Source organism: uncultured Roseobacter sp. (assembly GCF_947496515.1).
Taxonomy (GTDB): Bacteria; Pseudomonadota; Alphaproteobacteria; order Rhodobacterales; family Rhodobacteraceae; genus Roseobacter.
Window position 1 is genome coordinate 84,292 of sequence record NZ_CANMDB010000010.1, and the last position, 13,220, is coordinate 97,511.

General features: G+C 65.0%; 13 protein-coding genes. 7 read left to right on the plus strand and 6 right to left on the minus strand.

All coding sequences use genetic code 11. The features are described from left to right. Positions 1-73: 73 nt before the first annotated feature. The gene (locus tag Q1A53_RS16730) at positions 74-1,219 is read right to left on the minus strand and encodes an acetoin utilization protein AcuC (RefSeq protein ID WP_299968785.1); all 1,146 of its coding nucleotides are present in this window, start codon (positions 1,217-1,219) and stop codon (positions 74-76) included. Between the two features lie 225 nt (positions 1,220-1,444). On the opposite strand from Q1A53_RS16730, the gene Q1A53_RS16735 reads away from it, so the two are divergent. From Q1A53_RS16735 to Q1A53_RS16765, 7 genes are all read left to right on the plus strand, one after another. Next, complete coding sequence (locus Q1A53_RS16735) at positions 1,445-2,392, plus strand: ABC transporter permease (RefSeq protein ID WP_299968919.1); 948 nt, start codon at positions 1,445-1,447, stop codon at positions 2,390-2,392. Next, positions 2,389-3,204 carry an ABC transporter permease gene (locus Q1A53_RS16740; RefSeq protein WP_299968786.1) on the plus strand — a complete coding sequence of 272 codons (816 nt, stop codon included), beginning with the start codon at positions 2,389-2,391 and terminating at the stop codon, positions 3,202-3,204. Before Q1A53_RS16735 ends, Q1A53_RS16740 begins: the two co-directional genes overlap by 4 nt. Next, on the plus strand, positions 3,201-4,814 hold the full coding sequence (locus Q1A53_RS16745; protein ID WP_299968787.1) for a dipeptide ABC transporter ATP-binding protein: 1,614 nt from the start codon (positions 3,201-3,203) through the stop codon (positions 4,812-4,814). The genes Q1A53_RS16740 and Q1A53_RS16745 overlap by 4 nt, the downstream gene beginning before the upstream one ends. Positions 4,815-4,855: 41 nt before the next feature. Continuing rightward, positions 4,856-5,353, plus strand: a complete 498-nt coding sequence (locus tag Q1A53_RS16750; RefSeq protein WP_299968788.1) for a GNAT family N-acetyltransferase — start codon at positions 4,856-4,858, stop codon at positions 5,351-5,353. A gap of 12 nt (positions 5,354-5,365) precedes the next feature. Then, positions 5,366-6,112, plus strand: a complete 747-nt coding sequence (locus Q1A53_RS16755) for an SDR family oxidoreductase (protein WP_299968789.1) — start codon at positions 5,366-5,368, stop codon at positions 6,110-6,112. Continuing rightward, on the plus strand, positions 6,109-6,459 hold the full coding sequence (locus Q1A53_RS16760) for a cupin domain-containing protein (protein WP_299968790.1): 351 nt from the start codon (positions 6,109-6,111) through the stop codon (positions 6,457-6,459). Before Q1A53_RS16755 ends, Q1A53_RS16760 begins: the two co-directional genes overlap by 4 nt. A gap of 117 nt (positions 6,460-6,576) precedes the next feature. Then, positions 6,577-7,563 carry a P1 family peptidase gene (locus Q1A53_RS16765; RefSeq protein ID WP_299968791.1) on the plus strand — a complete coding sequence of 329 codons (987 nt, stop codon included), beginning with the start codon at positions 6,577-6,579 and terminating at the stop codon, positions 7,561-7,563. A gap of 89 nt (positions 7,564-7,652) precedes the next feature. Here Q1A53_RS16765 and dxs read toward each other — a convergent pair whose 3' ends face one another. The 5 genes from dxs to pufA all read right to left on the minus strand — a co-directional run bounded on the left by dxs (position 7,653) and on the right by pufA (position 13,207). Continuing rightward, entirely contained in the window at positions 7,653-9,593 is a 1,941-nt protein-coding gene (gene dxs / locus Q1A53_RS16770) for a 1-deoxy-D-xylulose-5-phosphate synthase (protein WP_299968792.1), read from the minus strand. A 229-nt stretch (positions 9,594-9,822) separates the two neighbouring features. Then, the gene (gene pufC / locus Q1A53_RS16775; RefSeq protein WP_299968793.1) at positions 9,823-10,938 is read right to left on the minus strand and encodes a photosynthetic reaction center cytochrome PufC; all 1,116 of its coding nucleotides are present in this window, start codon (positions 10,936-10,938) and stop codon (positions 9,823-9,825) included. Positions 10,939-10,940: 2 nt separating this feature from the next. Further along, on the minus strand, positions 10,941-11,936 hold the full coding sequence (gene pufM, locus Q1A53_RS16780) for a photosynthetic reaction center subunit M (RefSeq protein ID WP_299968794.1): 996 nt from the start codon (positions 11,934-11,936) through the stop codon (positions 10,941-10,943). Between the two features lie 2 nt (positions 11,937-11,938). Next, a complete protein-coding gene (pufL, locus tag Q1A53_RS16785) occupies positions 11,939-12,808 on the minus strand; it encodes a photosynthetic reaction center subunit L (RefSeq protein ID WP_299968795.1) in 870 nt (289 codons plus the stop codon). A gap of 234 nt (positions 12,809-13,042) precedes the next feature. Beyond that, positions 13,043-13,207 (minus strand): light-harvesting antenna LH1, alpha subunit, encoded by a 165-nt coding sequence (gene pufA, locus Q1A53_RS16790; protein WP_299968796.1) that lies wholly within the window; start codon positions 13,205-13,207, stop codon positions 13,043-13,045. Between the last annotated feature and the right edge of the window lie 13 nt (positions 13,208-13,220).

Genomic DNA, 13,220 nt, shown 5'->3' on the forward strand with positions numbered 1-13,220 from the left:
GACACGGGCACCGACGCAATACCGCTGAAATACCGACGTTATACCGACGCGGCATCCCCCTTGTTTTCAGGCGTTAACCGCCGATTCGCCGTTTAGGCCACCCTCGGGCCACCGACCGTTGCGTCAACACGCCCACCCGGTCCTTGATCGCGTCCCGCACCGGCCCGTCCCGCGGAGCATCGCGCAGGGTGGTGAACCAATGCTCGGGCGGGTTCTTGCCGCGCCGGTTCCCGTCAAAGCGCAGCCCGCGCAGCACCGCCTCCGCCGCCTCCGGCAGCCGCTCCGGGATCGCATGGCCGTTCAGCGTTCCCCAGACCCCGGTCCAAAGCCGTCCAACCGACCACGGGTTATAGCCGCCACCCCCCAGCACCAAAAGCCGCGGCGCCATACCCATCAAAGCGGACACCACGGCCCAATGCGCATTATTGCTGAGCGACAGATGCGCCAGCGGGTCTTCCTCGACCCCATCCGCGCCACACAGCAGCACCACCGCATCGGGACGAAAGGCCGCCACCTGCGGCACGATCAGCGCCTCCTGGATGAAGCCCATCTCACTGTCGTTCAGCCCCCGCGGTACCGGCAGGTTGAGTGCGGCTCCCCCCGCATCATCGGCCAGCACACCGGTCCGCGGCCACAGCCCCTCTTCGTGCACCGAGATCATCAGACAGTCGGGATCACCATGAAATCCGACCGCCACGCCATCACAATGATGCGCGTCAATATCCACATAGGCGATGCGCCGCACCCCGCTCCGCCGCAGGCTCAGCATCGCCAGCACCGGGTCATTGAGATAGCAGAAACCGTTGGCGCGGTCCGGCATGCCGTGGTGCGTTCCGCCCGGCGGGTTGTAGATCACTCCGCCCTCGCGCAGCAGTTCACCGGCAAGCAGCGATCCCCCCGCAGCGGTGGCAGGCCGCCGGTAGATCTCGGGGTACACCGGGTTGGTGACAGAGCCCAGATTGTGCCGCGCAAGATCGACCTCCGTCGCCACCTGTGCCGCCTCAACCCTCTGTAAAGCCGCGAGATAATCGGGCGTATGCCAGACCTCCAGCGCCTTGGGCTTGGCCCGCGGCGCGAGGATGAACTGCGCCCGCGGCAACCATCCCAGCGCCCGGCTCAGATCCATCACCGTGCTCACCCGCGGCACCCGCAGCGGGTGCCAGCGACCATAGCTGGAATGGCGGAAGATCTCCGCGCCGATAAACCGGGGGGTGTCCATGACGCATCAGGTAACCCGGCGCAGAGCCTCAGCAAGCCCACCGCGACAGGGCGGCCGAAACATCGTGCTGCCCGCCGCGACCCGCGCCCCCGGCCCCAGGCCGGGCAGCCACCGCGCCCCCTCGATGGGGGCAAGGGGGCTTCCCCCTCCTCCACCAACCCCTCCGACCGCACGCCCGCTGAAAGGAGATTAACCTCCCCCGCCAAACACGCTACCCTCGCCCGGATGCTGCAGTACACGATCAAACGTCTGGCCTCTCTGGTGCTGAGCCTCGCGGCAGCCTCGCTCATCATCTTCGCGCTGATCGAAGTGGCCCCCGGTGATCCCGCCTCCTTCATGCTGGGCCTCGGTGCACAACCCGAAACCCTCGCCGCCCTGCGCGCAGAGCTGGGTCTCGACGTGCCCAAACTTCAGCGATATCTGAACTGGGTCGGCGGCATGCTGACGGGGGATTTCGGCACCTCCTACACCTACCGCACACCCGTCGCCGGGATGGTCGCGGACCGGATCAGTGTCTCGCTGCCGCTGGCGCTCTATGCGCTGACACTCTCCGTGCTGATCGCCTTTCCCGCGGGGATCTTTGCTGCCGCGCGCCGGGGCCGCACGGGCGATCTGGTCGTGACCGGCGCTACCCAACTGGGCGTAGCGCTGCCCAACTTCTGGTTTGCCATGATGCTGGTGCTGGTCTTCGCGATCCAGGTCCGCTGGTTCCCCGCGGGCGGCTTTGCCGGCTGGGAAAACGGCCTCACGCAAGGACTTAGCTCCCTGACCCTGCCCGCCATCGCCCTCGCCCTGCCCCAGGCCGCGATCCTCACACGGGTCATGCGCTCCTCCCTGCTCGATGTGCTGGGCGAGGACTATATCCGCACCGCCCGCGCCAAGGGGCTCTCCGCCCGGCAGGCCATCTGGCGCCATGGGTTGCGCAACGCCATGATCCCCGTGCTGACGCTCATCGGGCTGCAGTTCTCCTTTCTCTTTGCGGGCACCATCATCATCGAGCAGGTCTTCTACCTGCCGGGTCTCGGGCGGCTCATCTTCCAGTCGATCTCCGCCCGCGATCTCATCGTGGTGGAGAGCGTCGTCATGCTTGTCGTCTTCGCCGTGATCCTCATCAACTTCCTCGTGGATCTCGCCTATGCCGCGGTCGATCCACGGCTGAGATCCCGCCGGTGAGCCGCACGCTGATCCTTGGCGCCACGCTCACGGCACTCTTCGTGGGCATGGCACTTCTGTCCTTTGCCTGGACCCCCTTCGATCCCGGCACGCTCGACATCCCGGCCAAGCTGCAACCACCGGGCGGCGTACACCCTTTTGGCACCGATCACCTTGGCCGCGACATCCTCAGCATGATCATGGTCGGCACGCGCACCTCGCTGGGGGTGGCCCTGCTGGCACTGGCAATCGGCCTGGGGTTCGGGGTGCCGCTTGGGCTGGCCGCCGCGATGCACAAGGGCCGCTGGCTCGACGAGGCGATCATGCGCGGCAACGACATCGTCTTTGCCTTCCCGCTGCTGGTCATGGCGATCCTGATCACAGCCGTCTTTGGCCCCTCCGCCACCAATGCGATCATCGCCTTCGGCATCTTCAACATCCCCGTCTTCGCCCGCGTCACCCGCGGCGCGGCCCTGCCCCTGTGGGAGCGGGAGTTCATCCTGGCCGCCCGTGTCGCAGGCAAATCGCGTGCCCGGATCTCGGTCGAGCATATCCTGCCCAACGTGCTGAACATGCTCATCGTTCAAGGCACCATCCAGTTCGCCCTGGGCATTCAGGTCGAAGCAGCCCTCAGCTTCGTGGGCCTCGGTGTGCAGCCTCCCACCCCCTCGCTCGGGCGCATGCTGGCGGACGCCCAGACACTGGTCACACTCGCGCCGCATCTGGCCATCGTGCCGGGTGTCGCCATCATCGGCATCGTTATGGGGCTGAACCTGCTGGGCGATGGTCTGCGCGACCGGCTCGACCCCCGGCTGCGGGAGATCCACGGATGAGCCTCCTTCAGATTGACGACCTATGTGTTGACATCAACGACACGACCCTGCTCAGGCACGTCAGCCTGACCGTCGCCCCGGGCGAGATCCTCGCCATCACTGGCGAGAGCGGGTCCGGCAAATCCCTCACCGCGCTGGCCATTTTGCAGCTGCTCCCCCCCGGCGCGCGGACTACAGGCCGCATCACCCTCGCAGGGACGCCACTGACTGACCTGCCGGAGCCTGCGCTCTGCGCCATCCGTGGCCGCGACATCGGCATGGTCTTTCAGGAACCCATGACCGCCCTCAACCCCGTGCACACCATCGGGCGGCAAGTGGCCGAGACCATTCGTTTGCATGAGGGCGCGACCGCCGCCGAGGCCGCCAGCCGCGCCCGTGAGGTGTTGACCCGGGTTGGCCTGCCGCCCGACCGCTTCCCGCTCAGCCGGTACCCGCACGAGCTGTCAGGAGGGCAACGCCAGCGCGTTGTCATCGCCATGGCCATCGCCCTGCGTCCCCGGCTGCTGATCGCCGATGAGCCCACGACAGCGCTCGACGTCACCACGCAGGCACAGATCCTGTCCCTGCTCCGGGGCCTCGTGACCGAGATGGACATGGGCCTGATCCTCATCACCCATGACCTCGCCGTTGTCGCGGGACTGGCCCATCGCCTGGCCGTCATGTGCCAGGGCGAGATTGTCGAGACCGGGCCGACGGAGCAGGTCCTGGGCCAGATGCAGCACCCCTATACCCGCGCGCTTTTTGCCGCCTCGACCCACCGGGTCGCGCTGCCGCCGCCACCGCCGCCGGAACCGCTCTTGACCGTAGAAAACCTGCACCTTTCCTACCGGCTGCCGCGCCCCGGACTTTTCCGTCCACCGGATCTGCTCAAGGCCGTCAGGGGCGTGGATTTTACCCTCCTTCGGGGTGAGCGGCTCGGGCTGGTGGGAGAGAGCGGGTGCGGCAAATCCACCCTCACCAGGGCATTGCTGGGGCTGGAACGCCCCGACCGGGGCAGCATCACCTTCGGCGGCCGCCCGGTGTTGTCGGATGGCAAGCCCGACCGCGCCGTCCGCCGCCAGATGCAGGTGGTCTTCCAGGACCCCTTTGGCAGCTTCAACCCGCGCCACCGGGTGGCCCGTCTGATCACCGAGCCCTTGCATCTGCTGGCAGAGCCGCCCACCGGCGCCGACCGCGACCGTGCGATCGCCGAGGCACTCACCGCCGTGGGCCTGCGGCCCGAGGATGCCAACCGCTACATCCACAGCTTTTCGGGCGGTCAGCGCCAACGCATCGCCATTGCCCGCGCGCTCATCATCCGGCCAGAGCTTATCCTCTTTGACGAGGCGGTCTCGGCCCTCGATGTCTCGGTGCGGGCGCGCATTCTCGATCTGATCGCGGGGCTCTGCCGCCGCTACGGCCTGGGGTATCTCTTTGTCTCCCACGACCTCGGCGTCGTCCGCTCCGTCACCGACAGGGTCATGGTCATGCAAGCGGGTCGGATCGTCGAAGAGGGCCCGACCGAGGCAATCTTTACTGAGCCTCAACATCCTTACACCAAACTGTTGATCGCAGCCGCCCCCCGGCTGCCTGAACCGAGGACCGAGCTGACAGATGCGCCCCCCGTCTGATCCACCGCCCGCGGCGTGCTCCGCCACGCATCGGTACTGGCATGGATAAGCTCGCGCTCACCCCGATCACTCAGGCACAGCATAGTGAGGATGCACTGGATCTGGCCATACGTGCCGCGGATTACGTCACGCTGGAGGTTGGTCACATCCCGGATGCGGCTTTCATCCACGGGTTTTTCACCGCCGCCCCTCCGGGACTGGGGCCGCAGGACCTGCAGCATTTCGCGATGATGGAGGAAACGGCCATGGCGGGCATGGTCTGTATCGCCGCGGGCTACGAGTACCCTACCGACTGGTGGATCGGCCTGATGTTGCTGGATCCTGCATTTCGCGGGCGCGGGATTGGCCGGGTTATGCTAGAGTTGATCCGGGGACGAGCCCGCGAGGCCGGCGTCGGTGCGCTCAAGCTTGCGGTGCTGGAGGCCAACACACGTGGCACCAAATTCTGGCTGCGCGAGGGCTTTCTGCCACATCGCTACGCTGCCGCAACACCGGACAGCGACGGTCATAACAGATGGGTGCTCGCCCAAACGCTCTGAGGGGGAGAGAACATGCGACTGACCGGAAAAACAGCCATCGTCACGGGGGGTGCATCGGGCTTTGGCGCGGGCATCGTGCGCAAATTTACCGCCGAGGGCGCGCGCGTCATGATCGCCGACATCAACACCGCCGGTGCCCGCAGCCTCGCGGATCAGATGGGGGATCATGCGCTGGCGGCGGAGGTCAACGTGGCTGACGGCGCCTCCGTCGATGCGATGGCGCGGCTGGCGTTCGACAGCTGGGGCCATGTGGACATTCTGGTGAACAACGCGGGCGTCACGCATCTGCCCGCAGATCTGGAAACAGTGACGGAGGAAGACTTCGACCGGGTGCTCGCCGTCAACGTCAAATCAGTCTATCTGACCGCGCGGGCATTTGTCCCCCATATGAAGGAGCGGGGCGCGGGTGCTGTGCTCAACGTCGCCTCCACCGCCGGGGTCAGCCCGCGCCCACGGCTCAGCTGGTACAACGCCTCCAAAGGCTGGCTGATCACCGCGACCAAGGCGATGGCGGTCGAACTGGCCCCCCACGGCATCCGCGTCAACGCGCTGAACCCCGTGGCCGGAGAGACACCGCTTCTGAAATCCTTCATGGGGGAGGACACGCCGGAGATGCGCGCAAAGTTCCTGTCCACCATCCCGCTGGGCCGGTTTTCCACACCGCAGGACATGGGTAACGCGGCGTGCTTTCTATGCTCGGAGGAGGCGTCGATGATCACCGGCGTCGCCATGGAAGTCGACGGAGGGCGTTGCATATGACGCCCGTGAACCTCGCCGAAAAACTCAGCCGGATCACCACCCATTGGGATCCGCATGTGGTGGCGGACTACAACGACAATGACGTCATGGTCGTTCGGTTCCAGGGCGCGTTTCCGTTTCATCTGCACGAGGATACGGATGATTTCTTTCTGGTGCTGGAGGGGGAGATGACAATGGATCTCGACGGCAGCAGCCATCCCGTCAAAGCGGGCGAGATCTTTGTCGTGCCCAAGGGTGTCACCCATCGCCCGCGGGCGGAGGCGGAGTGTCAGGTGCTGCTGATCGAACCCAAGGGCGTGCCCAACACCGGCGACCCCGCGACCGCCGCTGCAAAACCGAGGATCTGAGGCGCCGCCGCCCCAGCCACAAAAATCCGCGTCGTGCGATCCATGCGAACACCCCATTGAGAGACGCAAGACTTTAAGGCACCCTGCGTGCAATGCGCCTTGCACAGAGCACCCGATATGATCCCCGGCCCCCGCAATCTGATTACCGACATTCCCGGCCTGAAGGTCGGTAACGCGCAGGATGCCTTGCTGAAATCAGGGACGACGGTGCTGACGGCGGATCGACCCTTTACCGCCTCCGTCCATGTGATGGGCGGCGCCCCCGGCACGCGGGAGACGGATCTGCTGGCCCCTGACAAGACAGTTGAGGATATCGATGCGCTGGTGCTGTCCGGCGGCTCGGCCTTCGGGCTCGATGCCTGCGGCGGGGTAGCGGCGGCCCTGCGCGCGGCGGGGCGCGGCTTTCCCGTGGGGCCCGTGCACGTGCCCATCGTGCCCGGGGCCATCCTCTTTGATCTGCTGAACGGCGGCGTAAAGGACTGGGACGACAACCCCTACACCGCCCTTGGACGCGCGGCCTTTAAGGCCGCATGCGCGGACTTCAACCTGGGCAGCCATGGCGCGGGAACCGGCGCGCTGACCGGCACATTGAAAGGCGGGCTGGGTTCCGCCTCGCTGATCCTCCCCGATGGCACCACCGTCGGCGCGCTGGTCGCGGCCAACCCGGTGGGCGCTGTGACGACGCAGGGCAACCGGCATTTCTACGCTGCCCCCTTCGAGATCGACGGCGAGTTCGGCGGGTTGGGTCCTGATCCCTCCACGGGGCTGGGGCGGGACATGAGCAATGCCAAGGCCGAGGCGTTTGCGGCATTGGCCAATACCACCATCGCCATCGTGGCCACGGACGCGCGGCTCAGCAAATCCCAGTGTCACCGCGTTGCCGTGGCCGCCCATGACGGGATCGGGCGCGCCTGCGTCCCGGCACACACGCCCGCCGACGGCGATCTGGTCTTTGCCGTCTCCAGCCGCGACCGCGAGGCGGGCGACACCGCGCTGATCGGCCATGCCGCCGCGCTCTGTCTGACCCGCGCGATTGCCCGCGCGGTCTTCGAAGCCAGCGCGGCACCGGGCGATCTGCTGCCCTGCTGGCGAGATCTGAGCTGATAGGCAACGGTACCTGAGCAGTGTCGCTGCATCCCAAAGAGGCGTAAAGACGCCCACCGAGACGGGCAAAAGACAGACGACTCTGGGCCTCAGATCCGGCCCGGCCCGTGCAGTTCGACGATCTTGCGTTCCTGCTCCAGCGCGCTCATCACAGTTGTAAAAATGCCTTCGGCATCGACGCCTGCGTTGCGGTACATCTCGGCCGGGGCCGCCTGATCAATGAACCTGTCCGGCAGGCAGAGCGTCCGAACCCGGCAGCCGTGATCAAGGAACCCGTGCCCCGCCATCGCCTGCAGCACCATTGCACCGAACCCACCCTGCGCGCCCTGTTCGACCGTGATCAGCGCCTTGTGGGTCAGCGCCAGCCGCGCGATTAAATCCATATCCAGCGGTTTGGCAAAGCGCGCATCGGCGATGGTCGCGTCAATGCCTTCGGCCTCCAAAAGGGTGGCAGCGGTTTCGCACTCGCCGAGCAGCGTGCCCAGTGACAGGATCGCCACATCGCCGGAGCCTTCGCGGATCATCCGGCCTTTGCCGATCTCCAGCACCTTGCCTTGCGCGGGCAGTTCCGCCCCGGTGCCGTTGCCCCGCGGATACCGGAAAGCAATCGGCCCGCTGTCATGCGCGGCGGCAGTGGCGACCATATGTTTCAGCTCCGCCTCATCGGCGGCGGCCATGACCACCATGCCCGGCAGCGCGCCCAGATACCCGATGTCGAAGGCCCCTGCGTGCGTGGCACCATCCGCCCCCACCAGCCCTGCGCGGTCGATGGCAAAACGGACCGGCAGCCCCTGCAGGGCCACATCATGCACGACCTGGTCATAGCCGCGCTGCAGAAAGGTCGAATAGATTGCACAGAAGGGTTTTAGCCCCGCTGCTGCCATCCCGGCGGCAAAGGTCACCCCGTGCTGCTCGGCAATACCCACGTCAAAGACCCGCCCCGGAAAGCGCTTGGCCATCCGGTCCACGCCGGTTCCGCCGGGCATGGCCGCGGTCACCGCGACTACGCGTGGATCGCGGGCTGCTTCTTCGGTGAGCGCGTCACCGAACACGCCCGTGTAAGACGGCGCGTTGGCCTTAGCCTTGGCCTGCACGCCGGTGTCCACGTCGAATTTCGCGACACCGTGGTATTTGTCAGCGGAGCCCTCGGCGGGCGCGTATCCCTTGCCCTTGACCGTACAGCAATGGATCAGAACCGGGCCGGTCGCGCGGGTCTTGGCCGCACGCAACACGCTCAGCAGCTGGCCTACGTCGTGGCCGTCGATGGGTCCGATGTAGTCAAAGCCCAGCTCTTCGAAAAACGTCCCCCGGCTCTCCAGCCCGGTCACCATCTCGCGGGCGCGACGTGCTCCCTCGCGCACCGGTTTGGGGGCCATTTGCTCCATCCCCTCGGCCATGGCCACCAGACCACCGAAGGGCCCGCGTTTGGTCAGGTCCGACAGGCTGGACAGATAGGAGGACATTGCGCCCACGGGCGGGGCGATCGACATCTCGTTGTCGTTGAGGATCACAAAGAGCCTGCGGCCTTCGGCACCCGCGTTGTTCATCGCCTCATAGGCCATGCCCGCGCTGATCGACCCGTCACCGATCACCGCGACAGCATCGCCCGTCGGCTGGCCCATGTCGCGCCCCACCGCAAAGCCGAGCGCTGCGGAAATCGACGTACTGGAATGCGCGGCTCCAAAGGGGTCGTATTCGCTCTCGCTGCGCTTGGTGAAGCCCGAGAGCCCCCCGCCCTGCCGCAGCGTGTGCATCCTGTCGCGCCGCCCGGTCAGGATCTTGTGCGGATAGCACTGGTGGCCCACGTCCCAGATCAGCTTGTCCCGCGGTGTATCAAAGACCGCGTGCAGCGCCACGCTCAGCTCCACCACGCCGAGGGAGGAGCCCAGATGCCCGCCCGTCTGGCTGACAGCGTCTATGACTTCGCTGCGCAGCTCATCCGCAAGCGTCGCAAGCGCGCTGTCGGTCAGCTGCCGCAGATCGGCAGGGCCCGCAATACGGTCCAGTGTCGGTGTGTTCGGGTGGGTCATGGCGCACATCTCCGTTTGTGTGGGGGGAGCGGCGGGCGTTTGCCAAAGCCCTGGTCGCCGCTCGACCCGAAAAAGAAAAGGCGCCGCATTCGGGTGACCCCGAGTGCGACGCCAGGTTCCTGTAGCCAACAGGAAGGGAACCGGGGTTTTTAGGCCCCGCTGCCCGGACCCAGGAAGCCAGGGGTCCGTGCGCGGCTGGGGCGGGGGGCGACGGGTGCCGCCCGACGCCTCATTCGTAGACCGGCGCCTCCGTCGTCGCGAGCTCGGGCCAGTCTGCAATCACGTTCATTCCCTGCAGCGGGCGCTGATAGCCCTTGTGGCAGGTCTTGCACGCAGCCTTCGGGGCATCGGCATAGATCGGGCCGAGCCGTTCCGGCGGATATTCATCTTCCAGCGGGATGAGATACTCCTGGTTCATCTCGATCACCATCTGACGGCCCAGCAGCGCCGTCGCCCACTGAGGCGTGTGCTGTTCGGGGTCGTAGAAGGCGCGGGAGTTGTGGCAGAAGACACAGTTCACCCCGAGCGAGTTGGAGAAGTAGTTCATCAGCGAGTAGGTCATCTCCGTCTTCTGGATGGAGGCGACGTCCTCGTCGTTGGGGATCCCTGGCACACGGCTTTCCAGATCGTGGACATTCACCGGCTCGTAGTCGGTCAGGTACACTTCCAGCGCGTTGGAGGGCAGCGAGGTGAACTGGCTGGCCGTGGTCGCGCGGTTCTGCACCGACGCCCAGCCGCCCGCCGCCTCGTTCACCGGGCTGATACGGAACCAGATCTCCGAGGGTACATTTTCGCCGCGGTGGCAGGTGTAGCAGTTCACGCCCACTTCCTCGACTGCATTGACGTGACCGCTCCAGTTCTCGTTGATGTTCTGCGTCATCTGGATCATCCGGCGCGACACGATCTTGGTGTAGAGATTATCCTCGCCGTAGGTTTCCAGATCGCCTTCGCCGTGACAGTAGACGCAGCCCTGCTCGGGCGAGACCCACTGCGTCATGGCCGTCATGACCCGGTTGAAGTTGTCCTCCGTCAGATCGCCGAGCACCTGCACATTCTCGTAGATGTCACGGGCCAGCGGCTCGTCGCCTTCGGGAATGTAAGGCTCCTCGGTATAGTAATCCTCGATCGTCGGATCCTCTTGCAGCCGGACCAGATTGAACTCGGGCACCGACATGCCCGTGCCGCGTGGACCAGTCTGCAGCGACGCGGTCTGCAGCGGGTTGCCGAAGGTCACCACCATGGCCGCCACAAAAACAGCTGCACCGATCACCCCGATCAGGATTGCCGGACCGAAGATGTTGGTCGGGTTATCCGCGTTCCATTTGTCGAACCACTTGGGCAGCATGATCAGTCCTCCTTCCCGATGAAGGCTTCGTAGGAGCCGTAGTCTTCGTAGCCGTAGGAGCCGTCATACATCGGTGCGAAGTTGTGCTCCTGCGCCCAGATGAACCAGTTGTCGACGACCGTCCCGGTCAGCAGGATCCCGATCCCGCCTGTGATGGGCGTCAGAACCGCGAACCACCAGGCCCAGCGGTGGATACCTTCCATGGTGGCATTAAAGCCCATGGTCCAGCGCCAGAAGAGGGCCGCACGTTCGGTGGCTGTCCCGCGGTCGTAGATCTGTTCCAGCTCCCGGTCGCCGCCGTAGCGGGTCACTGCGAGGATCGTGCCGCCGTGCATGCAGAAGAGCAGCACAGAGCCATAGAGGAACACGATCGAGAGACAGTGGAACGGGTTGTAGTAGAGGTTGCCGTAGCGGATCGAGAACGCCGTGGTCCAGTCAAGGTGCGGGAAGATGCCATAAGGCACTGCTTCGCTCCATGATCCCATCAGAACCGGCCGGAAAAGACCCAGCACCAGGAACAGCCACACCGCAGCGGCAAAGCCCCAGAAGATGTGCTTGCCCATCTTGTGTTGTTGCGCCAGCAGATAGGCCCGCAGCAACCAGGTCAGCACAGACACCAGCAGAAAGAAGCTGGCGATGATGTACCACCCGCCCTCATCCAGCGGCGGGATCGACAGACCATACTCAGGCGACGGCGGCTCAAGCGCGAGCCAGAAGAGCTGCCGGATGAACTGCGGGATCGAATAGCCGACCTGCGCCAGCATGTTGAAGCCAACGATGACGAACCACGCGATGCCTGTCGCAAAGGCCACCAGCGTCGTCCAGCCGACATAGTAGGGTCCGAGTTGCGCGTTTCCGAAGAGGCCGACCAGGGTGTTGAACCGCGGCTTGCCGACGCGTTCCTCCATCATGTTGTTGCCCTGATCATCCATGCCCCATTCGGGGTTCCCCTGGACCTGCACCTGGGTGAAGATGTTCTGGTATTCAGGAAAAGCCATGCTCACATCCCTCCCGTGATCGAGGTGGAGGTCGAGGTGCCGATGGGCTCACCCCAGATCGGCAGTTCCAGCCACCAGTTCCACCATTCGGGCCAACCCGCTGTCCAGACAGGACCGGAGATGATGATGCAGACCGCGGACCATAGCCCTGCGTTAATCGCCAGCAGATAGCCCACACGGTGGATGCCCAGCGTGCCCACCGAATAGCCGATGAAATCGCGAAAGAAGGTGTCTTCGTGATCGGGCGTCTTGGCCTCTTCGCCCTTCTCAGGATTACAGGCCGACAGGATCAGCCCGCCGTGCAGCGCCAGCGCCAGCGTTGTCGTAAAGAACAGCGTGACGGCCAGCATATGCGCCGGGTTGTAGTGGAAGTGCAGATAGGCGTAGCCCGTGTTGCTCACCCAATCGAGGTGGCTGAAGATCCCGTAAGGGAACCCGTGCCCCCAAGCGCCCATCAGCAGCGGGCGAAAGATCACCAGCGTCATATAGGCGACAATCGCCGCGGCGAAACCGAAGGGCACGTGATACCCCATGCCCAGCTTGCGGCAGATTTCAACCTCGCGCAGCGCCCAGCTGATGAACGCCCCGGTCGCGCAGAAGGTGATGATCTGCCACAGACCCCCCTCCAGCAGCGGCGCCATGCCGAGCCCGTAGCTCAGATCCGGCGGTGCGATATTGATCAGCCAGGGATTGAACGTGCCCTGCTGGCTCGCGCCCCAAAAGATCAGAATGGTTCCGAGCAGGGCGAAGAAGATCGTCGTGACACCGAAGAAGCCCACATAAAATGGCCCTACCCAGAAGTCGAACAGATCGCCCCCGATCAGCGTCCCTCCGCGGACGCGATATTTTCTTTCGAAGCTGAGCAACGCCATCTTCATTCTCCGCGTGTGTGCGGCACGCCCGAATTCGGTCGAACGGCTGGTCAGTGCCCGCCCGGGTTCTGCCCGGATGCGGTCTGTCTTCCCAGCCCGATCTGCCACAAAGGCGGGGGCCGTCGTTTAATTCTCTTTGGTTGGTCGCGGGCGGGGGCGCACACAGATCCGCCCGCAACTATCCTCGTGCATCGAGCACCTGCCATCTACGCGCCCCGCAAAGGGCGCGCAGACTTATTCGGCTTCGTACTTGACGGCGGCTCTTTCGAACCAGTTGAAGTTGTCCGTGCTGAGCAGGACGAGGTGAATCATCGCTGCAAGCAGAAACAGAAAAACGCCTTGTGCAACAAACACACGACGCGGATCGAAGATGAGCCAGATCTTGTAGAACTTTGCCATATTTCAATCCCTC

Excerpts from the sequence above, each read along its gene's own strand:
- Q1A53_RS16745 (WP_299968787.1), top strand. The coding sequence starts at position 3,201 with ATGAGCCTCCTTCAGATTGACGACCTATGTGTTGACATCAACGACACG.
- Q1A53_RS16765 (WP_299968791.1), top strand. The coding sequence starts at position 6,577 with ATGATCCCCGGCCCCCGCAATCTGATTACCGACATTCCCGGCCTGAAG.
- pufL (WP_299968795.1), bottom strand. The coding sequence starts at position 12,808 with ATGGCGTTGCTCAGCTTCGAAAGAAAATATCGCGTCCGCGGAGGGACG.
- Q1A53_RS16750 (WP_299968788.1), top strand. The coding sequence starts at position 4,856 with ATGGATAAGCTCGCGCTCACCCCGATCACTCAGGCACAGCATAGTGAG.
- Q1A53_RS16760 (WP_299968790.1), top strand. The coding sequence starts at position 6,109 with ATGACGCCCGTGAACCTCGCCGAAAAACTCAGCCGGATCACCACCCAT.
- pufA (WP_299968796.1), bottom strand. The coding sequence starts at position 13,207 with ATGGCAAAGTTCTACAAGATCTGGCTCATCTTCGATCCGCGTCGTGTG.
- dxs (WP_299968792.1), bottom strand. The coding sequence starts at position 9,593 with ATGACCCACCCGAACACACCGACACTGGACCGTATTGCGGGCCCTGCC.
- Q1A53_RS16730 (WP_299968785.1), bottom strand. The coding sequence starts at position 1,219 with ATGGACACCCCCCGGTTTATCGGCGCGGAGATCTTCCGCCATTCCAGC.
- pufM (WP_299968794.1), bottom strand. The coding sequence starts at position 11,936 with ATGGCTTTTCCTGAATACCAGAACATCTTCACCCAGGTGCAGGTCCAG.
- Q1A53_RS16755 (WP_299968789.1), top strand. The coding sequence starts at position 5,366 with ATGCGACTGACCGGAAAAACAGCCATCGTCACGGGGGGTGCATCGGGC.
- Q1A53_RS16735 (WP_299968919.1), top strand. The coding sequence starts at position 1,445 with ATGCTGCAGTACACGATCAAACGTCTGGCCTCTCTGGTGCTGAGCCTC.
- pufC (WP_299968793.1), bottom strand. The coding sequence starts at position 10,938 with ATGCTGCCCAAGTGGTTCGACAAATGGAACGCGGATAACCCGACCAAC.